The sequence below is a fragment of the Bacillus sp. DWP3-1 genome (assembly GCF_049896565.1).
Lineage (GTDB): Bacteria > Bacillota > Bacilli > Bacillales > Bacillaceae > Bacillus.
In genome coordinates this window covers 602,540-628,168 of sequence record NZ_JAFCUN010000001.1, presented here as the reverse complement: position 1 = coordinate 628,168, position 25,629 = coordinate 602,540, and the positions used below count along the sequence as shown (strand labels likewise).

Sequence of the window (25,629 nt, the reverse complement as noted above, 5' to 3'; positions counted from 1 at the left end):
AAAAAGCCCCTCAAAAGGGACTTTTAAAAACGGGTGACCTGTACAGGAAATTCTTTTACCCCAAAAACAAATGTGCTTTGAATGGGTTTTAGCTGATCTGCCGCACAGGTGATGTCTTGAAACGTCTGGAGTAAAACCTCAAGGGCAATGTTGCTCTCAAGGCGGGCAAGCGGTGCACCGAGACAAAAATGAATGCCAAAGCCAAAGCTCATATGAGGATTTGATTTCCGGTCAAGGCGGAACGTATCTGGATCGTCAAATTTCTGTTCATCGCGATTTGCAGAAGCGACCCAGCTAATGAGATAGTCACCTTTTTCAATTTTTGAGCCTGCAATCTCCACATCCTCGGCCGCGATTCGCCCAATGGCTTGAACAGGCGGGTAATAGCGTAATGTTTCCTCGGTCAATTGAGGAATAAGAGAGGGGTCCTGCCGTACTGCTTCGGCGATATGCGGCTGCTCTGTAAGCAGTCGTACTGCATTTGTAATTAAATTGGTCGTTGTCTCATTACCAGCAACAAGTAATAGAATACAAAAGCCAAGCAGTTCATTCTCGGTTAAACGCTCACCATCGATTTCCGCTTGAATGAGAAGTGAGATCAGGTCATCAGCAGGGGATTCTTTTCGTTTTTGGATTAAGTGAGCAAAATAAGCGGACAGCTCTTCCTCTGCGCGTTTCTGCATATCGACAACTGCCTGAATGGCTTCTTTTGATTCATCCTTAGCACCTGCCACTAGGGCATCAGAATGTTTCTTAATCAGATCTCTATCTTTTACCTCTGCACCGAGAAGCTCAGCAATAATCATCACAGGAAGGGGAGCTGCTAGATCTTGCACGATATCAAACGTACGTTGATCCTTGACTTGTTGCAGCAGGTCATGTGTCAGGTCTTTAATCTTACCTTCTAATTGCTTGATCGCTTTTGGCGTGAATGCTTTATTCACGAGTGCTCTCATCTTTGTATGTTTTGGAGGGTCCATTGTTAAAATACTCGTTTTCGAGGTGCTTCTTCCTCGCTGTGAGGAGAACACTTTCGGCTGCTTGAGAACAGATTGGATATCCGCATATCGAAAGAGATCCCAGCACTTTCTTGTCTCATCATATCTCATATCACTCTGCGCACGTAGCTCATTGTAAATAGGGAATGGGAAAAGAAGGTCATCGGTAGAACGGATTTCTTTCATTGGAATGACATTGACATAGTTTTCTTTCACTTTCATTATGAACGCTCCTTTTTCACTTGGTTTCTCTTTCACCGTATCACCAGTAAAATGTCATTTCAACGGACATGTTTTCTAAAATATGTCAATAGTCTAATCGGAAGATTCAAGCACATTCATCGTATAGGAAAATAGAAAGTCATTAAAAATGATAGCGCTTTCTAAAAAATAGAATTGAAGTCACCGAATCAAAAATAAAATGGGGAATTCAGTCGAAAGAAAGGGTACTATGATGCTAATTCGAATAGTTCTTTTGATCTAAATTGTTGTTTCGTAAAAGCGCAGTCAGCATACATATAGCAAGCGGTTCGCTATACAATCGGGACTTTTGAAAAGCACTAGCTCTTTCTTGACACGATTTCTCATCATGTTACGATAACTAACGTGTGAAAAACACGAACAAAAAGCGAACAAGGGAGAGGATCCATATCATTGATCAAAAGAAAGTTGCTTTCATTGGAGCAGGCTCTATGGCGGAAGGAATGATTGCAGGGATTGTGCGATCAGGACAGATGCCGCTAGGCCAAATTTACGCAACAAACAGACAAAATCAACATCGATTGAATGAACTAACGAAACGATACGGAATACAAACAGCCACAATGGATTCTTTTCCTTTTGAAGAAATGGATATGTTGATCCTGGCCATGAAGCCAAAGGATGCTGAAACAGCACTTGAATCGTTAAAACCTCATATTCAGAGAGACCAGCTGATCATGTCTGTCCTTGCAGGCGTTAAGCAATCATATATTGAAAATATGCTGCATGAAGGGCAGCCTGTTATGAGGGTGATGCCCAATACGTCAAGTACGATTGGGGCTTCAGCGACCGCTTTATGTGCTGGACGTTATGTGAAAGACGACCATATCAGCATGAGTCAGGCTCTTTTATCTGAAATGGGCGAAGTCTATACCATTCAGGAAGACCAAATGGATATTTTCACTGGAATTGCCGGAAGCGGCCCAGCCTATTTTTATTTCTTAATGGAGAGAATCGAAGAAGCAGGAGAAGAAGCAGGTTTATCTAAGGAATTGTCTCGTCAAATTGGCGCGCAGACACTTCTCGGTGCTGCGAAAATGCTGCAAGAAACAGAAGAAGACCCTTCTACTCTAAGAGAGAAAATTACGTCACCAAATGGAACAACGGCTGCTGGATTGAATGCATTAGATGATTTTGGCGGTGGAGAAGCGATCAAGCAGGCCGTCAAACATGCTGCTAATCGATCAAAAGAGATCAGCAATCAGCAAAAACAAAAAGTATCTATATAAATAGAGCTCAGGTACAGGAGTGATAAGGTGTACGCAGATAAAGAGAGAAAACGAATTGTTGTGAAAATCGGAAGCAGCTCGCTTACTAGCTTTCAAGGGGAGATTAGTTTAAAAAAACTAGAAAACCTCGTCAATCAAATTGTGAAACTCAAAGATGCAGGACACGAAGTCATTTTGGTTTCATCTGGTGCGGTTGCAGCTGGTTACCGAAAACTAGGATTTATCGATAGACCCAAAACACTGCCGGAAAAACAGGCATCTGCCTCAATTGGGCAAGGCCTTTTAATGGAATCATATTCTACTTTATTTTTATCACACGGTTATATTGCCTCACAGCTTTTAATCACAAGAAGTGATTTTTCAGATGAAACGCGCTATCAAAATGTACGCAACACGATGAATGTGTTATTAGATCGAGGCATCATCCCAATTATTAATGAAAATGACACAGTGACGATCAATCGGCTGAAGTTCGGAGATAACGATACATTGTCTGCAAAAGTAGCTGGATTGATTGATGCGGATTTCCTTGCCATTTTATCTGATATTGATGGCTTGTATGAAGATAACCCGCATACAAACCCAAATGCGAAGAGAATTCTTGAAGTCACAGACATCACAGAAGACATCGAAGCAGCGGCTGGAGATGCAGGCAGCAGTGTGGGCACAGGCGGAATGAAATCAAAGCTTGATGCGTTTAAAATTTCCATGGCCGCTGGCATCAACGGCTTTTTAGGAAAAGCGGATACGCCTCACATTTTAGATAAAGCGATCAATGGGACAGAGGACGGCACTTATTTTACGGCTGATGAAAATTTAGCTCCGCTGAATTACAAGAAGCAGTGGATTGCCTTTCATTCTGGACCAAAAGGCGAGATCGTTGTTCAAAAAAAATCACAGGAGCACCTCATGCACCGCGAGAAAAGCCTTGATTCCGATGGCATTGTCAATGTAAAGGGTTCGTTTAAAAAAGGCGATGTCGTCCGTATTTTAGATCAAGATGGTAGAGAAATAGGGCTTGGTATTGTGAATTACCCAGCTGACGAACTTGCACTGAGCAGTGACTCGTTACAGGATGAAGTGGTTCATGTCGTCGATCTTGAAGCGTTTGTTTGTCATTTAGAATTATCGATACCAGTTTGCTAACCAAAAGGGAGGAATTCCATGACACTGACAGCTGAAGTTGTCACATCGGTCAAAGAAAAAGCAAAAAAAGCAAAGCACGTTTCAAAAAAACTAGGTTTACTTCATACAGAGGATAAAAACGAGGCGCTGCTTAAACTAGCAGAAGCGTTAGAACAAAAAAGCACCTTCATTTTACAGGAGAACCAAAAGGATGTAGATGCCGGGAAGGAAAAGGGCTTCTCAGAGGCACTCTTGGATCGTTTAATGTTAAATGAAGAAAGAATTCATGAGTTTGCGGAAAGCTTACGGCTTGTGACGAGATTAACAGATCCTGTTGGAGAAATATTGGATGAATGGACTCTTGAAAACGGCTTGCACGTGAAAAGCCGAAGAGTACCGCTCGGCGTGATCGGGATGATCTATGAAGCGAGACCGAACGTCACTGTCGATGCAGCAGGGCTTGCCCTCAAGGCAGGCAACGCAGTGATTTTAAAAGGCGGTTCCTCCGCTATTTCTTCCAACAAAGCCATTGTCCGTGTCATTCATGAAACATTAGATCAAACAAAGATTCCGCGTGATGCGGTGCAATTGATTGAACAAACAGACCGTTCATCGGTTCAAGCGATGTTCCATCTAAAAGAATGGATCGATGTCTTAATTCCGCGAGGGGGAGCTTCTTTAATCAAAACAGTGGTTGAACAATCCACTATTCCCGTCCTTGAAACAGGGACAGGAAACTGCCATGTCTTTATTGATCAAACAGCCAATGTAAAAAAAGCCATTGAGATTGTCATCAATGCAAAAACGAATCGTCCGGCTGTATGTAATGCACTTGAGACGCTGATCATCCATCGCGATTGGCTGAAAGAGAATGCGGCATCATTGAATGAAGCCCTGCTGGAGCACCATGTCACTGTACATGGTGACGAGGCAGCATTGTCTCATTTTTCAAACGCCATTCCTGCTGAGGAAGTGGACTGGACAGATGAGTATTTAAGTCTTGATCTTGCAGTAAAGGTAGTCGATTCAATCGAGGAAGCCATACACCATATTGATCAGTACGGTACAAAACATTCAGAAGCCATCGTGACAGAAGATGAAAAGCAGGCACTCACGTTTTTAAACGCAGTCGATGCGGCGGCGGTTTATCATAACGCATCTACCCGCTTTACAGACGGCGGCGCACTTGGGTATGGGGCTGAAATTGGCATCTCCACTCAAAAACTGCATGCAAGAGGTCCAATGGGACTTCCTGCACTCACGACAACGAAGCTGCTTCTATCTGGCGATGGCCAGATTAGAGGCTAGAAGAGATGCAAAAAACACTACCTTTTTTATGGGGTAGTGTTTTTTAGTGTATGATGAAGATTTTCATTTGCTAGAGCAAGTTTTCTTCATGACTTTCTCAAATTTAAAGAATTCAAATTCCTCAGGTGCTGAAAGCTCATTTTCTTGATCATCTGCATGAGGTGCGTTCGGATCTGGATGTTTCATGTGATAAAATTCAACAATTTGAAAGCCGCACTTATTGACATAAAAATGAATGTTGCGTTTTTCAAAATAGGGGGTCACAACCTCCCAAACAATCGTTTCTGGATATTGCGCCTCGATGGCTTTCCATGCTGCCTGACCAATGCCTTTTCCGTGTGAGGATGAAGAGATGTATAATAGGTCAACTGAGTTGTGATGGGTCTCTTTGTTGATTTTAATGACAACTCCGCCTGCCTTTTCACCATTTAGCTTAATATGATAAACAATGTGTTCATTTGATTGAAAAGATTCATCAATCACTTCATCTGGAGGAATCGGTCCATCATGCACATCGCCAAATGCATCGATCACGCCAGCTGTAAAAGCTTTCTGCAGCTCTTTTTTCATAAAAGGGAAATCCTCTTTATTTGCAATTTCTAATGTCACTTCATGTTGAGTTATGTTGTTCATGTTTTTATCCTTTCCCAGCGTAGTGGTGGTTCTGCATGTTATCATGATAAAGGATGGAGTAACTCCATAGTCAAGAGAGGAGCCTTAATCATGATCAATGATGTGCAAAAAACGTTTTTCACTGGAGAATTTGCCAAGCTATTTGATGTAAAAAAAGATACCCTGTTTTATTACGATAAAATTGATTTATTTAAGCCAGCTGGTGTCCATGAAAATGGGTACCGTTACTATACACTCGAGCAATTTGATCATTTTATAGCGATTCAATCCCTTCGAGCTGTTCAATTTCCGATAAAAGAGTTAAAACAATATTTTACAGAGCCTTCCCGCGAAAGGCTTCAAAGCCTAGCAGCCGAACAAATAGAAAAGGTCAAACAAGAGATTGAAAAACTTCAAGATATCCAGTCTTTTCTTATGCGGGTGATGGAGACGACGCAAGAACTATCATCTATAAAAATAGGAGAGGTTCTGTTTCAAGAGATGCCAGAAGAACCTGTTGTATTAAGTGCATCGAACCCAATTGACATGAATACATCCGTAGAAGAAATATCACGTATTGTTGGAAAATTTCTAAAGGGAATTGGTATAAAAGGTGCTGCGGCAAATGGTGCTGTCTTAAAAAAGGAGCAGTTTCTTCAGCGTCACTATCATCAGTCAGATCAGCTGTTTTGCCGAATGGAAGCGCCAGGAGCAGTTAAAAAACCTGCGGGCCTCTATGCGGTGATGTATGATCAAGGATCATATGAGGAGATTGAGTCTGCTTATTCGCGCTTGTTAGATGAAATCGAGAAAGAGGAAATGATGCTGGATGGAGATGTATTTGAGGAGTATTTGCTTCATTCACTCATGTCTAAAGATGAAGCAGAGTATATAACGAAACTCAGTGTAAAAGTGAAAAAGCGAGCTGATTAACAAAAAAGAGGATAGACCGCATGGGCGCGTGTCTATCCTCTCTTTATATTTAACCCACTTGATTCTCCGAAAATTGGCTCATATATAAGTCTGCATAAAAGCCTTTTTGTTTCAAGAGTTCACTGTGCGTTCCTTTTTCAATGATGGTGCCATCTTTCATGACTAGAATAAGGTCTGCATCCTTGATCGTCGACAGCCTGTGTGCAATGACGAAGCTCGTTCTGCCTTTCATCAATTCATTCATCGCTTTTTGAATGTGCATCTCTGTCCGTGTATCCACACTGCTCGTCGCTTCATCTAATATCAAGATCTTTGGATCAGATAAAATCGCACGGGCGATGGTTAACAGCTGGCGCTGACCTTGGGACAGATTGCCGGCATCTTCTGTTAAGAGTGTGTCATATCCGTCTGGTAGTGTGCGGATGAAGTCATCAGCATAAGCATGTTTGGCGGCTTTGATGACATCCTCTTTTGAGACGTTCTGCCTGCCATAGGCAATATTGTCGTGAATCGTTCCTTCAAAAAGCCACGTATCCTGAAGAACCATCGCAAATAAGTCGCGTACTTGCTGACGGCTGAGGTCAGTTGTTTTGACGCCGCCGATGCGGATAGAGCCTTGATCTAATTCATAGAAACGCATTAAAAGATTGATGATGGTTGTTTTTCCAGCGCCTGTTGGCCCGACAATAGCAACCGTTTGTCCTTCTTTTACATCTAAAGTCAAATCTTTAATAATCGGATGGTCTTTTTCATACCCAAATTGAACTTGTTCAAAGCTCACATCGCCTGAAAGTGATTCAAGATCAATTGCTGCATCTTCCTCGGCACTTTCTTCTTCCTCATCGAGGATTTCAAATACCCTTTCAGCAGAAGCAATCGCTGATTGAACCAAGTTGGCGACGCTTGATGCCTGCACGAGCGGTTGAGACATTTGCTGCGTGTATTGGATAAACGCCTGCACATCTCCGACACGAATATTCCCATTAATGACAAGAATACCGCCGGCTACACTGACTGCCACATAGCCAAGGTTCCCGATAAACGTCATCAATGGCATCATTAAACCAGAAATGAACTGCGCTTTCCTTGATGATTCATACAGCTGTTCGTTTAATTGATCAAACGTATCAATCGCTTTCTTTTCGTAGCCATACGCACGAACCGTTTGATGCCCTGAGAACATTTCATTAATATGTCCGTTGATCATCCCGAGCTCTTTTTGCTGCGCTTTAAAATGCTTTTGAGAAAATGACGTAATGCCGCGAATCGCAAACAGGCTGAGCGGCAGCGTTAAACAAACAAGCAAGGTCAATAGCGGACTAATCAATAGCATCATGACGACAATCCCAATGACCGTAATGACAGATGTAATCACTTGGGTGAGTGCCTGCTGAAGCGATGTATTAATATTATCGATATCATTCATCACACGGCTCAGCGTGTCCCCATGGGTTGTTTTATCAAAATACCGAAGGGGGAGACGTGTGAGCTTGTCATTTGCTTCTTGCCGTAATTCAGCAATGGTCTGTTGGGAGACACCCGCCATCACATATTGCTGAACGAATGAAAAGAGAGAGGCAATGACATATAGCGCGACAAGCAGTAATAAAATACGTGAAATGACATCAAATTGAACAGCTGTTCCTTGAGTAAAGCTGTCAAACAGGGAAGAGGTGGCATCCCCTAGCAGCTTTGGACTAATGACGTTAAAGACGGTTGAACCGATCGCTGCAATGAAGACAATGATCAATTGAATTTTCCTCGGTTTTAAATAACCAATCAAACGAAGCAGTGTTTTCTTAAATTCCTTCGGTTTTGCGACAGGTCCTCTAGGGTGGCCGCCTTTATGGCCCATGCCGGAAGACATTTTCTTACTCATCCTCGCTCCACCTCCTGACCTTCCTGGGATGCAACAATCTCTTGATAGACAAGATTGTCCTTCAGTAATTGTTCATGTGTTCCGATACCTGCGATTTTCCCATCATCTAGTACGATGATTTTATCACTATGCTTCACTGTGCTGATTCTTTGCGCCACAATGATGAGGGCTGCATGTGCTTTTTCGGCTTCTAATGATGCCCGAAGCTTCGCATCTGTTTTGTAATCAAGTGCTGAGAAACTATCGTCAAACAGATAAAATGACGGCTTTCTCACTAGCGCTCTTGCAATAGAAAGACGCTGCTTTTGACCGCCAGATAGATTCGATCCACCCTGGTCAATTTCCGCATTGATTCCGCCATCTTTTTGCAAAACAAATTCTTCTGCCTGCGCCGTTCGCAGCGCCTGCCAGACGTCCTCATCGCTTGCATCCTGCCTGCCAAAACGCACATTATCGGCAATGGTGCCGCTAAATAAAACCGCTTTTTGAGAGACATAGCCCATCTGGCTTCTTAGTTTCTCCTGAGGCAGCTCTCTAATGTCTACACCATCTAGTGTAATCCGGCCATCTGTTGCTTCATAAAAGCGTGTCATCAGCTGGAGAAGAGTGGTTTTCCCAGAACCTGTACTTCCGATAATAGCTGTCGTTTCGCCAGTTTTGGCTTCAAACGTAATGTCTTGAACTGCCGGTTTCTCAGCATTTGAGTAATAAAATGACACATCTTCAAAACGAATGGATTGGGCTGGCGCGCGCAGGTCAGTAACAGTTCCTTCATTGTCTTTAATCTTCGGTTCCATGTTTAACACTTCGTTCATGCGTTTAGCTGATGCTTGTGCTCTTGGAACCATAATAAAGCTCATCGACAGCATAATAAGTGCCATTAAAATCATCATCGCATATTGAATGAAAGCAATGAGATTCCCAACTTCCATCTCTCCGGCATCAATTCGGTTTGCACCTAGCCAGACAATGCCGATATTCGTGAAGTTCATGATGATCAGCATAAATGGAAACAAGTAAGCCATTAATCGGTTGACTCTAAGGCCAGTATCCTTGTAGGATGTGTTGGCTTCTTGAAAACGCTCCTTTTCATCATCTACACGGTTAAAAGCACGAATGACCCGGATGCCTGAAAGAGATTCTCGCATAATTAAATTCAGCCGGTCTGTTTTCTTCTGAAGCTGGCCGAATAAAGGAATAGCTTTTCTCGATACCAAATAGATAAATCCGCCAAGAAGGGGAAGAGCTGCTAAAAAGATGAGAGACAGGACAGCATCTCGGGATACAGCCAAAATAATTCCGCCCACAAGCATGAGCGGTGCTCTCGTCATCATTTGTAAAATCATGATCGTGACATCTTGGACTTGTTTCACATCATTTGTTGATCTTGTAATAAAGGAAGACGTCCCGATCCTTTGAAATTCTTCTAGTGAAAATTGTTCAACATGCACAAACAGCTGTCTTCTCATATCACGCCCGAAGCCAAGTGCAGTCTTTGATGACAAGTAAGACTTCCAGATCGTGAGCAAGATGGCAAGTAAAGAACAGGCCACCATCCAGCCGCCAACCTTCCATATGTAAGCAATATCTCCTTGGACGATTCCAACATCGACGATATCTGCCGTAAGCGTCGGTAAATACAGCTGGAGCATGCTGCTTAAAAAGGTGAGGATAACAATGGACACAACGGACAGCCGATACGGCTTTAAAAACGATAAAATTGATTTCATACGAATACCTTTCTTCCATATAGTGTGTTGTTCTGTAACCCATCATATACAAAGAGGGATTATTTCCACAAATGAAATGTCCTGTTTTAATAAATTATTTATATTGTTCAATTTTAGAAAAGAAATCCTTCACAAACACATAAAAATCATGGGCAGAAGGAGACATTTCTCGTGACTTAGACGCAATAATTCCAACCGTTCTTCTCACTTGCGGAAAATCGATCGGAATTTTCGCTGTAAATCGCGGTGTGGTTTCATAAAAGGCGCTTTCGGGTAATAAGGTAACGCCCATACCCGCTGATACAAGACCTTTAATGGCGTCTAAATCCTCTCCTTCAGATGAAATGGTTGGCTTATAGCCTGCCTGCTTGCAAGCATCAACTGCAATTTGTCTCAGCACATACCCTTCAGGAAATAACACGAAATGATCCTTTCTTAAATCACTTAAATGAATACTCTTTTGTCCGCTAAAGGGGTGGCTAACCGGCAAAAGGGCATAAATGCTTTCTGAAAACAAAATATTTCCTTCTATTTGAGGATCGTTTGTCGGTACGGGTCCTAAAAAGGCGAGATCAATATCCCGATTTTTTACAGCTTCAATGAGAAATTTATAGGATCCTTGACGAAGTAAAAAATCGACCTCTGGATATTCCTGCTTAAAGGCGGAAATGACTGAAGGAAGCACTTGGCTTGCTAGACTTGTAGGAAAGCCGATATTCACCGTTCCTTTGTGCGGATCTAAGTATTCATCAATTTGCTCTTTCGCATAATCAATGGCTTTTAGTGCCGTTCTGACATGATCTAAAAATTGTCTGCCGATTTTCGTTAATTTGATATTTCGGCCTTCTCGTTCGAATAAGGCCACTCCAAGTTCTTCTTCTAAATTCGCAATCTGCCGGCTGATAGCAGATTGGGCGACATGTAAGTTTTCAGCCGCTTCTGACACGTGCTCACGGTCTGCGACTTCTACAAAATAACGCAACTGACGAAGCTCCATTTTTACACTTCACACCCATCTATCTCAAAAAGAGATTGTTTTCATCTAAATTATATATTGTTTATATTAATTTGAAAACTTAAAATAAGTTACAGAGTTTGTGAGATTTTATGACTGTGAAAAAACGGATCTTTTAAACGGGGGAGAGAAACGATGACTTATAATCAACTACCACAACCACAAGGTCTCTACCGTCCTGAATTTGAACATGATGCATGTGGAATCGGACTGTACGCTCATTTAAAAGGGGAAGCGACACACAGCATCGTCAAAAAGGGATTACAAATGCTTTGCCAGCTTGATCACCGCGGCGGGCAAGGCAGTGATCCGTATACAGGTGATGGTGCCGGCTTAATGGTACAGCTGCCAGACGCTTTCTTTAGAAAAAGCTGCAAAGACTTTGCACTTCCTGAAAAGGGCCGTTACGGGGTAGGAATGGTCTTCTTTTCAAAAGAGGATGACGAGAAAACGCGTCAAGCCATCGAGCAAAAAATCAACGGATTCATTAAACAAGAAGGTCAAACATTAATTGGCTGGAGAACAGTCCCTGTCGATGCCGGGAAAATTGGTACTGTCGCAGCGAAGAGCTGTCCGGTTGTGAGGCAAGTCTTTATTGGGGCAAACGACAACATCACAGATCGTTTGTCATTTGAAAGAAAATTATATGTCATTCGTAAGCAGGCTGAGAACTGGGGAACAGCAGAGGAAAAGCAATTTTACTTTGTCAGCTTGTCGAGTCAAACCATTGTATACAAGGGGCTTTTAACATCAGATCAAGTCGATGCTTTTTATCTTGATCTTCAGGATGAAACATTTGTTTCTGCATTTTCACTTGTTCATTCACGATTTAGTACAAATACATTTCCTACATGGGAAAGAGCCCATCCAAACCGTTACTTGATTCACAACGGTGAAATCAACACATTAAGAGGAAACATCAATTGGATGAGAGCAAGAGAACAACAATTCGTATCTGAAGCTTTCGGAGACGATTTAGACAAGATTTTGCCAGTGCTGAATGCAGACGGAAGTGATTCATCCATTCTAGACAATGCCTTTGAATTCTTTGTGCTTGCAGGCCGTACACCTGCTCATACAGCGATGATGCTGATTCCAGAGCCTTGGACTGAAAACACGCACATGTCAAAAGAGAAACGGGCATTTTATGAATACCATAGTTCTCTCATGGAGCCGTGGGATGGACCAACAGCCATTTCCTTTACAGATGGTAAACAAATCGGTGCCATCTTAGACCGAAACGGATTAAGACCGGCAAGATATTACGTCACAAATGATGATCATATCATTTTCTCTTCTGAGGTCGGCGTGATCGACACAAATGAAGAGGATGTCAAATACAAAGACCGTCTCGAGCCGGGCAAAATGCTGTTAATCGATTTAGAAGAAGGACGAATTATTTCTGACGAAGAAGTGAAATCGACGATTGCGAATGAACTTCCTTATCAAAAATGGCTTGATGAAGAAATGGTTCATGTCAATCGCTCAGAAGAAAATTCAGAAAATTCTAGTATAATGGATGATTTATTGACTCGTCAGCGTGCGTTCCATTATACGTACGAAGACATTCAAAAATATTTAATTCCTTTACTAGAAGAAGGTAAAGACCCAATCGGTTCAATGGGAAGCGACACACCGCTTGCTGTGTTATCAGATCGTGCGCAGTCTCTGTTTCATTATTTCAAGCAGTTGTTTGCACAGGTGACGAACCCGCCGATTGATGCTATTCGTGAGCAGCTTGTGACATCTACCATGACTTGGTTGGGTGCTGAAGGAGATATTTTACATCCGAATGAATATTCATGCCGAAGAATTAAACTTTATACACCGGTCTTAACGAGTGGACAATTTAACGGCTTGAAAACGATTGTTCATAATGCCTTTAAAAGCAAAACGATTCATACTCTATTCACCGATGATTTAAAGCGCGGATTGGATGCGATGTTTGAAGAGGCGGAAAAAGTGATCCGCGAAGGCGTATCTTTATTAATCCTTTCAGATCGTGAAATGACAGAACAAAAAGTGCCGATTCCACCGCTTCTAGCGCTCAGTGCACTGCATCAGCATCTTGTACGCCAAGGCTTACGGACAAAGGTTAGTCTGATCGTTGAATCTGGAGAAGTCAGAGAGGTCCATCATTTTGCCGCACTGATTGGCTACGGAGCAGATGCGATCCATCCTTATCTTGTGTATGAAACGTACAAACAGTTGATTGCAGATGAAGCGATCTCTTTCAGCTTTGATGAAGCAGTCACAAAGTTTGGTAAAAGCGTGACCGAAGGTGTCGTCAAAGTCATGTCTAAAGTGGGAATTTCCACTGTGCAAAGCTATAGAGGAGCGCAAATCTTTGAAGCTGTCGGCATTAGTGAAGATGTCATTCAGGCGTATTTCACGGGAACAGCTTCTCAGCTTGGCGGGATTGATCTTGAGACCATTGCACACGAGGCAAAACTCCGTCATGAAGCAGGGTATCAGGCAGCGACTGACCAAACACTCGAATCAGGCAGTGATTTCCAGTGGAGAAAAAATGGAGAGCACCATGCCTTTAACCCAAAAACGATCCATACGCTTCAGTGGGCATGCCGCAATGAAGATTACGATCTATTTAAGCAATATACAAAGGCAGCGGACGAAGAAAGAATCGGCTTCCTCAGAAATTTATTTTCTTTCCAGCCAAAACAAAAGCCAGTTCGTCTGGAAGACGTTGAATCTGCTGAATCCATCGTGCGCCGATTCAAGACAGGTGCCATGTCATTTGGATCTTTAAGTAAAGAAGCGCACGAAGCGCTTGCGATTGCCATGAATCGAATTGGCGGTAAAAGTAACAGCGGAGAAGGCGGAGAAGATCCTGCACGCTTTACAGTTGATGAACGCGGCGATGATCGCAGAAGTGCGATTAAACAAATTGCTTCCGGACGCTTTGGCGTAAAGAGTCATTATTTGGTCAATGCAGATGAACTCCAAATTAAAATGGCGCAGGGAGCAAAACCTGGAGAAGGCGGACAGCTGCCAGGAAATAAAGTATACCCTTGGGTTGCCGATGTACGCGGCTCTACACCAGGCGTCGGATTGATTTCACCACCGCCGCATCATGATATTTATTCCATCGAGGATTTGGCGCAGCTGATCCATGATTTGAAAAACGCGAACCGTGATGCCCGCATCAGCGTCAAGCTTGTGTCTAAAGCCGGCGTTGGGACGATTGCAGCAGGTGTAGCAAAAGGGACGGCGGATGTCATTGTGATCAGTGGATACGATGGCGGCACAGGAGCTTCGCCGAAAACGAGTATTAAACACACAGGACTTCCTTGGGAGCTCGGTTTGGCAGAAGCACATCAAACCCTTGTGTTAAATGGTCTTCGCGAGAGAGTCGTTCTTGAAACGGACGGCAAGTTAATGACTGGACGCGATGTTGTCATGGCTGCGATTTTAGGAGCAGAAGAATACGGCTTTGCGACAGCTCCACTTGTCGTATTGGGCTGTGTGATGATGAGAGCATGTCATTTAGATACTTGCCCAGTCGGCGTCGCTACACAGAATCCAGAGCTTCGCAAAAAATTCATGGGGAACCCTGATCACATTGTGAATTTCATGATGTTTATTGCAGAGGAAGTAAGAGAAATCTTAGCGGAACTTGGCTTTACATCAATGGATGAATTAATTGGACGCACGGATGTTCTAGGAGTCAGTGAACGAGCAAAAGCACACTGGAAAGCAGGGCAGCTAGACCTTGAAACACTGCTTTATCAGCCAGAAGGAGCTCGTACATTCAGAACACCGCAAAATCATAAAATTGATGAATCACTGGATATGAATGAAATCCTCCCTTATGTACAGGAAGCGCTGAATCATCAAACACCGGTTGATCTATCATTGAATATTCGCAATATCAACCGTGTGGCCGGAACCATTACTGGAAGTGAAGTGTCTAAGCGCTACGGGGAAGAAGGCTTACCAGAGGATACGATCACACTAAGGTTCACTGGTTCCGCAGGACAAAGCTTCGGCGCATTTGTGCCAAAGGGCATGTCTCTCTATTTAACGGGTGATTCAAATGACTATATCGGCAAAGGACTCTCTGGAGGCAAAATTGCGGTCAAAACCTCTGATCACTTTGTACAAAATGGACATGAAAACGTCATTGTCGGAAACGTCGCATTCTACGGAGCGACAAGCGGAAAAGCCTTTATTAACGGGCGTGCAGGTGAGCGCTTTGCCGTTCGTAATTCAGGTGTGCATGTGGTCGTTGAAGGAATCGGTGATCACGGCTGTGAATACATGACTGGCGGACGTGTCGTCATTTTAGGAGACGTCGGAAAAAATTTCGGCGCAGGCATGTCTGGCGGCGTAGCTTACGTCCATACATCCGATGCGAAACAGTTCAAAAGAATGTGCAACATGGAAATGATCATGTTTGAAAAGCTCACAGATCATGAAGAAGAACAAGAAGTGAAACAGCTGATTAAAGAGCACCTTCATTATACAAACAGCTCAAAAGCATCGGCACTTCTAGAAAACTGGGCGCAAGAAAAGGATCAATTCATCAAAGTTATTCCGAGAAATTACAAAATGATGCTTCAAAGCATTGAAGAACAAAAACAAGCGGGCCTCAGTCATGAAGAAGCGGTCATGTTCGCCTTTGAAGCAAACACAAAACCGAAAAATCAAGAAACGGCAAACGGGCAAAAAGCAGCCCTCGCTCATTAAGAAAGGGGAGAGGACAATGGGCAAAGCAACAGGTTTTATGGATTATAAAAGAGAAAAGCCAAATGAACGTGACCCTCTCACTCGTCAAAATGACTGGAAAGAATATTCAGCTCCTTATACAGATGACGTATTGAAGAAGCAGGGCGCTAGATGTATGGATTGCGGCACACCGTTTTGTCAAATTGGGATGGAGATCAGGGGCGGCGTCTCAGGCTGCCCGATCTACAATTTAATTCCAGAATGGAATGACCTTGTGTACCGCGGGAGATGGAAAGAAGCGCTCGAAAGACTGCAAAAAACAAATAATTTCCCTGAATTTACTGGGAGAGTATGTCCAGCACCTTGCGAAGGGTCATGTACAGTTGCCATCAATGATCCAGCGGTTTCGATTAAAAATATCGAACGCACGATCATTGATAAAGGCTTTGAAAATGGATGGATCACACCAAGAATTCCTTCAAGCCGTACAGGCAAGAAGATTGCCATTGTCGGCTCAGGGCCAGCAGGACTTGCAAGTGCGGATCAATTAAACCAAGCAGGCCACGCCGTAACAGTGTTCGAACGGTCTGACCGCCTTGGCGGGCTGCTGACATACGGCATTCCAAACATGAAGCTGGACAAAGAAGTGGTGGAGCGAAGAGTCAAACTGTTGAGACAAGAAGGCATTGATTTTGTAACGAACACAGAAATCGGCGTCGATGTCACTGCCGACGAACTGAAAGAACAGTTTGATGCGGTCATCCTTTGTACAGGTGCACAGAAGCAGCGTGACCTGTTGATTGAAGGCCGGGAAGCTAAAGGGATTCACCTTGCGATGGATTATTTAACCCTCGCAACAAAAAGCATGCTTGATTCAGGATTTAAAGACAAAAACTTCATTGATGCAAAAGGAAAAGACGTCATTGTCATTGGCGGGGGAGATACAGGTGCGGATTGCGTCGCAACTGCACTTCGCCAAAAAGCAAAAAGTGTTGTTCAGTTCGGGAAGCACCCAAAACTTCCGGATACACGTGTAGGGGATAACATGTGGCCTGAACAGCCTTACGTCTTCTCACTGGATTATGCTTATGAAGAAGCACAAGCAAAATTCGGAGAAGATCCGCGTCAATATTCCATTCAAACCACAAAAATTGTGGCAGACAAAAATGGGAAATTAAAAGAGCTTCATACCATTCAAATGGAAAAGGTGAAAAACGAACAGGGGAAGTTTGAATTTCATGAGATTCCAGGGACAGAAAAGGTATGGCCTGCTCAGCTAGTCTTTATTGCAATTGGTTTTGAGGGAACTGAACAGCCACTCGTGAAACACTTTGGCGTGGACAGCAAAAACAATCGCATTGACGCAAAGTATGGGGAGTATACAACAAATGTAGAAGGCGTATTTGCAGCGGGAGATGCAAGACGCGGGCAAAGCTTGATTGTCTGGGCGATTAATGAAGGCAGACAAGTGGCGCACGAGGTAGACCGTTATTTAATGGGGAGTTCGGTTCTGCCAAAATAGGTCATACAAAGGGTGTTTACACATATATAGAAAAGCCATGGCCAAAGAGTGGTCATGGCTTTTTATGATTCAGAAATGGTGTGGTTGATGATGACTTTTTTGCGTTTAAGCTGCGATATGACTAAACAAATAAAGACAACTAGAACAAAAAGAGAAATGGTCAAAAAGCCAAACATATATGAGCCCGTCACTTCTTTTAAACTGCCCAGAATATTAGGTAAAAAGAAGCCGCCAATGCCCCCAGCAGCACCAACAATTCCGGTCACGATCCCAATTTCTTTATGAAATACTTGAGGCACCAGCTGAAAAACTGCGCCATTCCCCATCCCAAGACACATCATCCCGGTAAATAAAAGGGTAATGACCAAAGGTAAAGCTGGAAGACTGCTCACCCCTCCTAAGCAGATGCCGATGACTGCGAATAATCCAAGCAGTACTTTCATTCCACCTATTTTATCCGCAATGAGACCACCGATGGGGCGAAAGAAGCTGCCCGCCGCCACACAAAGAGTCACAAAATCACCTGCATGAATTTTCGAGATACCATATTGATCCACAAAGAAAATACTGAGAAAACTGGAAAGCCCGACAAATCCTCCGAATGTAATCGCATAAAGCAGGCAGAAAAACCATGTCGATTTCACCTGAAATACTGAAAAATACGACCGTAGCGGCTTTGGAGCGGGCTGATTTGGTGCATCTTTTGCTGTGAAAATAAAAAACAAAAAGACAAGACTTAACGGAATCAGGGCGAGCCCCATGACTGCATGCCATCCATAAATCTCGGCAAGACGTGGACCAAATAGTGTGGAGATCAGTGTTCCGCTGTTACCGGCACCTGCAATCCCCATGGCCACGCCTTGTAAATGAGGAGGATACCACCGGCTTGCCATTGGCAAAGCAACAGCAAAGCTTGCTCCTGCTACTCCTAACAAAATACCAATCAGCACGAGCTCGGAAAGGGTTGTACCAGCGATGAACCCCCAGATGAGCGGGATGGTGGTGAAAAGCATGCCAATTACCGCTGTCTTCTTAGGTCCTATACGATCAGTGAATAAGCCAAGTACAATCCGAAAAAAAGAACCAGATAAAATCGGAATGGCAACAATCATGCCTTTCTCTGCGGTCGATAAAGCAAAGTCTTGCGCAATAAAAGCACCCAGTGCCCCTAATAAGACCCAGATCATAAAGCTCACATCGAAATATAAAAAGGAACTTAGCAATGTCTTAGGGTGACCACTTGATTTTAACTCTGAGAGTTTCATAAAATGCCTCCTCTATTTTGAATTTTCTGACTTAAAGATAGCGAGTTATCCCAAGTAATAAAAGTATCATGTTAGAAAAATTGACATGATTACACACTTTTTTACAGGCATGTGCCATAATCTATCCATACAATGTGTTGGGCAAGATGCTTAGAGAGGTTGATTTCATATGGCAAAACGCAAACTCGTGTTTATCGGAAACGGCATGGCGAGTATGAAATGTATCGAGCAGATGATTCAAAAACAGCCAGAACACTATGCCATAACAGTTATTGGAAAAGAGAAGCGCCCTGCCTACAATCGAATAAAACTTTCATCGATTTTACAAAAAAGCGACTCATTATCTCAAATTGAACTCAAGGAAAAAGAATGGTACACCGCGCATGACATCATCATGTACAAAGGGGAAACAGTCGTCCAAATCGATACAAACAAGAAGTGTATCATGACAGAAGCGCGCCGGGAAATTTCCTATGACAAGCTCGTCATCGCAACAGGATCATTGCCGTATTTTCTTCCAATTCAGGGCGTGTCCAAAAAAGGGATTTATGCTTTTCGTACAATTGATGATTATGAGGCCATTTGTGCGGATGCGATGCGTTATCAACGAGCAGCAGTGGTCGGAGGCGGTGTGCTTGGTGTAGAGGTGGCGGCTGGCCTGCAGATTGCGGGACTTGAGACAACCATCATTCATCATGCCGAGTGGCTCATGCAGCGCCAATTAGATGAAACGGCTGCTAGTCTATTACAGCAGCAATTAACGCGTAAGGGCATCCAGGTGAAAACAAATGCCCATACCATTGCATGCTTAGGGGACGAGAGGGTAGAAGGCGTTCTATTGAAAAATGGCGACATCGTGGATGCTGATCTTGTTGTTTTCACAACAGGTATCCGTCCAAACATACAGCTTGCAAAAAATCACGGCATTCATACGCGAAAAGCCATTGTCGTCAATGACATGATGCAAACAAATGTCCAAGATATTTATGCCATTGGGGAATGTGCAGAGCATAAAGGAATGGTGCATGGCCTTGTTCAGCCCATTTATGAACAAGCAAATGCACTTGCCAATCATCTATTAGGCGAGCAAATTACATCTGTACCTCATCCCATTTACTCAACAAAATTAAAAGTACCTGACATGCCTATCTATTCTGCGGGATGTATTGAACTCCATTCCCCGTATACGTCAGTGGTGACATATTTAGATGAAGAGCAAGAAGTGTATAAAAAATTCGTCTTTGAACGCGAGGCACTAACAGGTTTTTTATTAGTTGGAGAGCTGGAGAAAGCCGATCAGCTTTTGCAAGATGTGAAAGTGGGGCGTGATAAAAGTGTCGTCATGAAAGCTCTTCATGAGGAGCAGCCATCTCCTCTAGATTCATTAAAAATGGACGATCTCGTCTGCCAATGTCAAAGCGTTACAAAAGGGACGATTTTGAACACCATATCCGTCCATCAGCTGACAAGCTTAGAAGAGGTTCAAAAACAAACAGGGGCAGCAACCGGCTGCGGCGGCTGTCAAGAGCTCGTCCGTGCCTGCTGTCAGTTATCATCACATGAACAAATAGATGAGCCGGCCTCTTTTTGTTCATGTACAGAAGCTGATGAGCAGACCATTTTTTCGTTTATCAAAAAGCAACTGCTGCTGAATGTGGAGGAAATCAGAAGACATTTTCATTGGAAAACGGAGAACGGCTGCAGCAACTGCAGGTCTGCCATTCCATACTATCTCGAGCAATTCCAATCACCGATTGAAAAAATCAGCGGTGCTGATCAAGAAGACATGTTGCCTCAGCTATACGGAGGGCGTCTTGAACTGGATTTCCTGAAAATCATTACGTCTTTGTTAGAACAAAAACTGATTGATCAGGCAGAGCTGACAGAGCATAAACGAATACGGCTCATCGGCGTGTCAAAACAGGCGGCACAGATCGTCAAAAAACATTGGCCCATCATGGCGAAAGAAAAAAGAAGACTATCTCATGTCCTTACATGTGATTGTAGTCACGATCCAGCTGTCACAGCACTAGTAATGGAGTTTGAAAGACAAGTAGAAGACACACTTTTACCAGCCGTCACCTCTATTCATGTCGCCGGCTCTTCCTGCACGTGTAAACTATCTCCAATATATGACATTTGCATGAAGAAACAGCTGGGGGAATGGAACATTTATATAGGAGGTGACGTATGTCAGCCGAAGGCCGGCCAGCTTTTTTACACTTTGCCTCAATCAAGTGAGCTGATCCCTTTTTTAAAAGCGCTGCTTGAAGATTATAGAAAAAGTGCATACTTTCAAGAATCCATCGGCGATTGGCTTCTCCGTTATGGACTCATTTCTATTCGAGAAAAATTGCTTGATGAGGAAAGAAGAAAAGAGCTCTGTGAACAATTTGACCAAAGCAGACAAAAGGATGTGAAGGTATGAGTCAGTCTTTTTTACGATATGCCCAGCAAATATCAGAGCAGGAAGAACGAAAGCGAGTGTATCCATCCCAATGTCCATTTTGCAGTATGCAGTGCAAAATGCAGCTAGTAGAGCAGCATGTGGAAGGACGAACCAGATATCAAACGATTGGCGTACACAATCCAACTACGCACGGGAGACTTTGTATAAAAGGACAGCATGCACACCAGCACGCACTGCACAAAGAACGTTTGAATCACCCGCTCATCAAAAGAAACGGGCAATTTGTAAAAGCGTCATGGCAGGAGGCACTTAATGAAATCAAAACAAACATGGAATCCCTTCAGATGGCACACGGGCATGATGCCATCAGTGTGTACGGAAGCGCATCTATTACAAATGAGGAGGCGTACTTACTCGGAAAGTTTGCGAGAGTGGCGCTGAAAACGAAATACATCGATTACAACGGGAGACTTTGTATGTCGTCAGCAGCAACTGCGGCGAATCAAACATTCGGACTTGACCGGGGTCTTACGTTTCCTCTCAGTGACATCAAGCATACACGGGTATTGATATTGGTTGGAACGAATATAGCAGAATGTCAGCCAACCTTCATGCCGTACGTCGAAGAGGCGAAAAAAAACGGTGCATTTCTCATCGTCATCGATCCGCGCAAAACACCGACAGCCCAATTAGCCGATTTACATGTCAGCCTGAAACCAGGATCAGATGCTGCACTGGCAAACGGCATCTTGCACATTATGCTTCATGAACATTTAATAGATGAATCATTTATTCGTCATCGAACGTCAGGGTTCCAAAAATTAAAGGAGCACGTCTCGCGCATGTCCCTCTCAAACATTGCTGAGCAAACCGGTGTGATGATTGAAGTTCTGCAGAAAATAGCAAGGAAATTCGCACAAGAAAAGACAGGCATGATTTTCACAGCAAGAGGCATTGAGCAGCAAATAGACGGGACAGCATCTGTGCGAAATTTCCTGAATATTCTGCTTGTTACTGGGAAGATCGGCCGCGTTGGGTGCGGCTATGGCGCAATAACCGGGCAAGGAAATGGCCAGGGGGCAAGAGAGCATGGACAAAAAGCAGATCAGCTTCCAGGGTATCGAGATATCACAAATTCTGCTCACAGAAAAGAAATAGCTGACATATGGAACATTGATGAAAAAGAACTCCCTGGAAAAGGCGTGTCTGCTTTTGAGATGTTTGAAAAAATGCAGGAAGGAGAGATAAAAGCGCTCTTTTTAATGTGCTCTAACCCCGTTCAGTCAGGCCCGCACGCGCGCTTTATTCAACAAGCCATCAAGAAATTGTCCTTTTTTGTAGCTGTTGATTTATTTATGTCTGAGACAGCTGCGCTGGCAGATGTAATTTTACCTACTTCGTCATATTTAGAGGATGAAGGTACGGTGACAAATGTAGAGGGGCGCGTTACGCTTAGAGAAGCAACCTATCCACTTAAGCATCAAAGAAAACACGATTGGCAAATCATTTGTGATATAGCAGCTGTATTAGGCAAAAGCGGCTATTTCTCCTTTTCATCCGCAGAAGAGATTTTTGAAGAATTAAGAGCCGCAACGAAAGGCGCAAAAGCGGATTACTCAGGCATGACCTATGAAAGACTGAGGAAGGAGCAAGGCATATTATGGCCTTGTACGCATCTAGAAGACCCAGGAACCGAAAGATTATTTGAACATGCATTCTCACATTCTGACAGTTTAGCAAAGTTTGCCGTCGTCACACACGGAAAAAATGTGGCAAAGGAACCAGTCAGTCAAGAATATCCTCTTTATTTAACGACGGGCAGAGTGATGGCTCACTACCAAACGGGCGTTCAAACAAGAAAAAGTACCTCTCTTGTTGCCCGGCAGTTTGAATCTTATGCAGAGCTTCATCCTGACACAGCAAAAACGTATGGACTTCAGCACGGGGAGCTTGTGACCATCCAGTCAAAAAGAGGAAGTGTCATCATGAGATGCCGCATATCAGACACCATTCGAAAAGATACCGTGTTTGTTCCATTTCACTGGAGTAAACATCAATCCATTAATCAATTAATTAGTGAACAACTAGATCCGCACAGTAAAATGCCAGGCTTTAAATATTGTCCTGTAGAGCTGTCAGCCTATGTGAATTAAAAAATATGTGAGAAATCATAACATGTATTTTCCATCTATGTTTAGATGATGGTACTTTCTAAAAAATGATCACATGAGGGGTGTTTTATCGTGAAAGAAAAACTCGTATTAGTGGGGAACGGTATGGCTGGCATTCGAAGCCTCGAAAACATTTTAAAAACAGACAGCGAACGATTCGACATGACGGTATTTGGAAGTGAACCGCATCCTAACTATAACCGGATTCTTTTATCGAAGGTGCTTCAAGGAGATACGAAGGTTGAAGATATTACACTAAACGATTGGAATTGGTATCAGGAGCATGATATTCAGTTGTTTACAAATGAGACCATTGTGAAGATCGATACAGATAACCAAACAGTCACCAGTGATCAAGGACGGACCGTGCATTATGACCGATTGATTTTAGCAACAGGGTCACTTCCGTTTATCCTGCCGATTCCAGGGCGTGATAAAAAAGGCGTGACGGCCTTTCGTACATTGCAAGACACAGAGGAAATGGTCAATGCCTCTAGCAGGTACAAAAAAGCAGCAGTCATTGGAGGCGGCCTTCTTGGACTGGAAGCAGCACGCGGCCTACTCAACTTAGGCATGGAAGTGAATGTCATTCACCTCAGCTCTCATTTAATGGAACGCCAGCTAGACCCTATTGCAGGTCAGCTTCTACAAAAAGCATTAGAAGAACAGGGCATGAACTTCCTGTTAGGAAAACAGACAAATGAGATTTTAGGAGATACAAGAGTTGAAGGGTTATCATTTTCAGATGGCACGACACTTGAGACAGACCTAGTCGTCATGGCTGTAGGAATTAAACCAAGTAAAATGCTTGCAGAAATAAGCGGCCTTGAAGTGAACCGAGGTATTATCGTCAATGATTTCATGGAAACGAGTGTCCCAGGCATTTATGCCGTCGGAGAATGTGTAGAACACAGAGGACAAACGTACGGGCTTGTCGCTCCTTTATACGATCAAGCGAATGTGCTTGCTGGGCATGTATGTGACATGAATCCTGTGCCATATGAAGGCTCTGTTCTGTCAACGCAACTGAAAGTATCGGGGGTTGACGTGTTTTCAGCTGGTGACTTTATAGAAAACGATGAGAAAAAAGCGATCAAAATCTTTGACGAACAAAAAGGCATCTATCAAAAACTAGTCTTCCAGCAAAACCGATTAGTAGGTGCCGTCATGTTTGGAGAAACAAGCGATGGACCTCGTCTATTCTCGTATATTAGAGAAGGGGTAGATATGTCGGATATGGAGAAGGTATCTGTCTTAACCTCGAATGATCCGGCGCAAGAAAGCATGATTGAAAGCATGGCAAATGACCATATCGTTTGCGGCTGTAATGGTGTCTCAAAGGGTCAGATTGTGGAAGCCATTCAAAAAGAAGGCTTAACAACGATTCAAGAAGTGAAGCAATGTACAAGTGCCTCACGATCATGTGGAGGCTGCAAGCCCGTTGTCGAAGAGATTCTTTGGCACACGTTGGGCGATGATGCGAACCGAACAGCCCAAAAAGAAACCATCTGCGCCTGCACCACTCGTTCACGAGATGAAGTCATTCATGAAATCAAAGAGAAGGGCCTGCAGCATGTCAAAGAAGTGATGAACGTACTTGACTGGGAGACAGAGGAAGGCTGTTCAAAATGCCGACCTGCCCTGAATTATTATTTAGGCATGCTTCAACCTCTTGAGTACAAAGATGAAAAGAGCTCACGATTTGTGAATGAACGCATGCATGCCAATATTCAAAAAGATGGCACCTATTCGGTTGTTCCGCGGATGTACGGCGGCGTGACAAATGCAAATGACCTGAGAAAAATAGCTGATGTCGTCGACAAATATGAAATACCGCTTGTGAAAATGACTGGCGGCCAGCGTATTGACCTTCTAGGTGTCAAAAAAGAAGATTTACCTAAAGTATGGGCAGACCTGGATATGCCATCTGGTTATGCTTACGGAAAATCTTTAAGAACGGTCAAAACTTGTGTTGGAGAACAATTTTGCCGGTTCGGCACACAGGACTCGATGGCTCTTGGCATTGCACTTGAAAAGAAATTCGAAGGTCTTGCGACACCGCATAAAGTCAAAATGGCTGTCTCTGCTTGCCCTAGAAACTGTGCAGAATCTGGCATTAAAGACCTTGGCATTGTGGGAATTGATGGAGGGTTTGAATTGTACGCCGGCGGAAATGGCGGCACACACTTGCGGGCTGGAGATTTATTGATGAAGGTCAGTACAGCAGAAGAAGTAGAGCAAGTGGCAGCTGCGTACCTTCAATATTACAGAGAAACGGCAAATTATCTAGAAAGAACCTCTGCTTGGGTTGAACGACTTGGATTAGATCATATTCAATCAGTACTCCTAGATGATGAGAAACGAGAAGCCTTAATCCAAAGAATGGACATCGCACTGTCAACGTATGAGGAGCCTTGGCAGGAGCTGCGCGAGAGTCAAAAAGACACGAAACAATTATTTCAAAAAGCGACGGCTTCTGTATAAA

At 43.4% G+C, this 25,629-nt stretch carries 15 protein-coding genes; 9 read left to right on the top strand and 6 right to left on the bottom strand.

The window, feature by feature from the left end:
- Positions 1-23: 23 nt before the first annotated feature.
- Positions 24-1,220: a cytochrome P450 gene (locus ACP7A0_RS03115; RefSeq protein ID WP_060596527.1), complete on the bottom strand. Its 1,197-nt coding sequence runs from the start codon at positions 1,218-1,220 to the stop codon at positions 24-26.
- 470 nt (positions 1,221-1,690) lie between these two features.
- On the opposite strand from ACP7A0_RS03115, the gene proC reads away from it, so the two are divergent.
- From proC to ACP7A0_RS03100, 3 genes are read left to right on the top strand one after another with little or no spacing between them, the layout of a single operon-like run.
- A complete protein-coding gene (gene proC, locus ACP7A0_RS03110) occupies positions 1,691-2,488 on the top strand; it encodes a pyrroline-5-carboxylate reductase (RefSeq protein WP_426004238.1) in 798 nt (265 codons plus the stop codon).
- A 27-nt stretch (positions 2,489-2,515) separates the two neighbouring features.
- Positions 2,516-3,634 carry a glutamate 5-kinase gene (gene proB, locus ACP7A0_RS03105; protein ID WP_060596525.1) on the top strand — a complete coding sequence of 373 codons (1,119 nt, stop codon included), beginning with the start codon at positions 2,516-2,518 and terminating at the stop codon, positions 3,632-3,634.
- An 18-nt stretch (positions 3,635-3,652) separates the two neighbouring features.
- Positions 3,653-4,921: a glutamate-5-semialdehyde dehydrogenase gene (locus tag ACP7A0_RS03100; protein ID WP_066030789.1), complete on the top strand. Its 1,269-nt coding sequence runs from the start codon at positions 3,653-3,655 to the stop codon at positions 4,919-4,921.
- Positions 4,922-4,984: 63 nt separating this feature from the next.
- Here the strand turns inward: ACP7A0_RS03100 and ACP7A0_RS03095 are convergent, their stop codons facing one another.
- On the bottom strand, positions 4,985-5,554 hold the full coding sequence (locus ACP7A0_RS03095) for a GNAT family N-acetyltransferase (protein ID WP_426004235.1): 570 nt from the start codon (positions 5,552-5,554) through the stop codon (positions 4,985-4,987).
- A gap of 90 nt (positions 5,555-5,644) precedes the next feature.
- On the opposite strand from ACP7A0_RS03095, the gene ACP7A0_RS03090 reads away from it, so the two are divergent.
- Positions 5,645-6,466 (top strand): MerR family transcriptional regulator, encoded by an 822-nt coding sequence (locus ACP7A0_RS03090; protein WP_095285268.1) that lies wholly within the window; start codon positions 5,645-5,647, stop codon positions 6,464-6,466.
- Between the two features lie 49 nt (positions 6,467-6,515).
- Here ACP7A0_RS03090 and ACP7A0_RS03085 read toward each other — a convergent pair whose 3' ends face one another.
- The 3 genes from ACP7A0_RS03085 to ACP7A0_RS03075 all read right to left on the bottom strand — a co-directional run bounded on the left by ACP7A0_RS03085 (position 6,516) and on the right by ACP7A0_RS03075 (position 11,072).
- Complete coding sequence (locus ACP7A0_RS03085) at positions 6,516-8,345, bottom strand: ABC transporter ATP-binding protein (protein ID WP_275718178.1); 1,830 nt, start codon at positions 8,343-8,345, stop codon at positions 6,516-6,518.
- Positions 8,342-10,075: an ABC transporter ATP-binding protein gene (locus tag ACP7A0_RS03080; protein WP_060596520.1), complete on the bottom strand. Its 1,734-nt coding sequence runs from the start codon at positions 10,073-10,075 to the stop codon at positions 8,342-8,344. The genes ACP7A0_RS03085 and ACP7A0_RS03080 overlap by 4 nt, the downstream gene beginning before the upstream one ends.
- Positions 10,076-10,169: 94 nt before the next feature.
- Complete coding sequence (locus ACP7A0_RS03075; protein WP_034660886.1) at positions 10,170-11,072, bottom strand: LysR family transcriptional regulator; 903 nt, start codon at positions 11,070-11,072, stop codon at positions 10,170-10,172.
- 153 nt (positions 11,073-11,225) lie between these two features.
- Here ACP7A0_RS03075 and gltB point away from each other — a divergent pair, with 153 nt between their 5' ends.
- Positions 11,226-15,797 carry a glutamate synthase large subunit gene (gene gltB, locus ACP7A0_RS03070; RefSeq protein WP_426004231.1) on the top strand — a complete coding sequence of 1,524 codons (4,572 nt, stop codon included), beginning with the start codon at positions 11,226-11,228 and terminating at the stop codon, positions 15,795-15,797.
- A 16-nt stretch (positions 15,798-15,813) separates the two neighbouring features.
- Positions 15,814-17,298, top strand: coding sequence for a glutamate synthase small subunit (gltD, locus tag ACP7A0_RS03065; RefSeq protein WP_034660884.1), 1,485 nt, complete (start codon positions 15,814-15,816; stop codon positions 17,296-17,298).
- Positions 17,299-17,360: 62 nt separating this feature from the next.
- On the opposite strand, the gene ACP7A0_RS03060 is transcribed toward gltD, so the two are convergent.
- On the bottom strand, positions 17,361-18,563 hold the full coding sequence (locus ACP7A0_RS03060; RefSeq protein ID WP_034660883.1) for a nitrate/nitrite transporter: 1,203 nt from the start codon (positions 18,561-18,563) through the stop codon (positions 17,361-17,363).
- 169 nt (positions 18,564-18,732) lie between these two features.
- Between ACP7A0_RS03060 and nirB (ACP7A0_RS03055) the strand changes: the two genes are divergently transcribed.
- The 3 genes from nirB (ACP7A0_RS03055) to nirB (ACP7A0_RS03045) all read left to right on the top strand — a co-directional run bounded on the left by nirB (ACP7A0_RS03055) (position 18,733) and on the right by nirB (ACP7A0_RS03045) (position 25,628).
- Positions 18,733-20,991 (top strand): nitrite reductase large subunit NirB, encoded by a 2,259-nt coding sequence (gene nirB / locus ACP7A0_RS03055; protein ID WP_426004228.1) that lies wholly within the window; start codon positions 18,733-18,735, stop codon positions 20,989-20,991.
- Positions 20,988-23,126 carry an assimilatory nitrate reductase catalytic subunit NasC gene (gene nasC / locus ACP7A0_RS03050; protein ID WP_106037296.1) on the top strand — a complete coding sequence of 713 codons (2,139 nt, stop codon included), beginning with the start codon at positions 20,988-20,990 and terminating at the stop codon, positions 23,124-23,126. Before nirB (ACP7A0_RS03055) ends, nasC begins: the two co-directional genes overlap by 4 nt.
- An 87-nt stretch (positions 23,127-23,213) precedes the next feature.
- Entirely contained in the window at positions 23,214-25,628 is a 2,415-nt protein-coding gene (gene nirB, locus ACP7A0_RS03045) for a nitrite reductase large subunit NirB (protein ID WP_066030796.1), read from the top strand.
- Position 25,629: the final 1 nt, after the last annotated feature.

Bases quoted from the DNA above. Each gene is read 5' to 3' on its own strand.
- ACP7A0_RS03075 (WP_034660886.1), bottom strand. From the start codon at position 11,072: ATGGAGCTTCGTCAGTTGCGTTATTTTGTAGAAGTCGCAGACCGTGAG.
- ACP7A0_RS03090 (WP_095285268.1), top strand. From the start codon at position 5,645: ATGATCAATGATGTGCAAAAAACGTTTTTCACTGGAGAATTTGCCAAG.
- ACP7A0_RS03095 (WP_426004235.1), bottom strand. From the start codon at position 5,554: ATGAACAACATAACTCAACATGAAGTGACATTAGAAATTGCAAATAAA.
- ACP7A0_RS03100 (WP_066030789.1), top strand. From the start codon at position 3,653: ATGACACTGACAGCTGAAGTTGTCACATCGGTCAAAGAAAAAGCAAAA.
- gltB (WP_426004231.1), top strand. From the start codon at position 11,226: ATGACTTATAATCAACTACCACAACCACAAGGTCTCTACCGTCCTGAA.
- ACP7A0_RS03115 (WP_060596527.1), bottom strand. From the start codon at position 1,220: ATGAAAGTGAAAGAAAACTATGTCAATGTCATTCCAATGAAAGAAATC.
- ACP7A0_RS03080 (WP_060596520.1), bottom strand. From the start codon at position 10,075: ATGAAATCAATTTTATCGTTTTTAAAGCCGTATCGGCTGTCCGTTGTG.
- nirB (WP_426004228.1), top strand. From the start codon at position 18,733: ATGGCAAAACGCAAACTCGTGTTTATCGGAAACGGCATGGCGAGTATG.
- ACP7A0_RS03060 (WP_034660883.1), bottom strand. From the start codon at position 18,563: ATGAAACTCTCAGAGTTAAAATCAAGTGGTCACCCTAAGACATTGCTA.
- gltD (WP_034660884.1), top strand. From the start codon at position 15,814: ATGGGCAAAGCAACAGGTTTTATGGATTATAAAAGAGAAAAGCCAAAT.
- proC (WP_426004238.1), top strand. From the start codon at position 1,691: ATGGCGGAAGGAATGATTGCAGGGATTGTGCGATCAGGACAGATGCCG.
- ACP7A0_RS03085 (WP_275718178.1), bottom strand. From the start codon at position 8,345: ATGAGTAAGAAAATGTCTTCCGGCATGGGCCATAAAGGCGGCCACCCT.
- nasC (WP_106037296.1), top strand. From the start codon at position 20,988: ATGAGTCAGTCTTTTTTACGATATGCCCAGCAAATATCAGAGCAGGAA.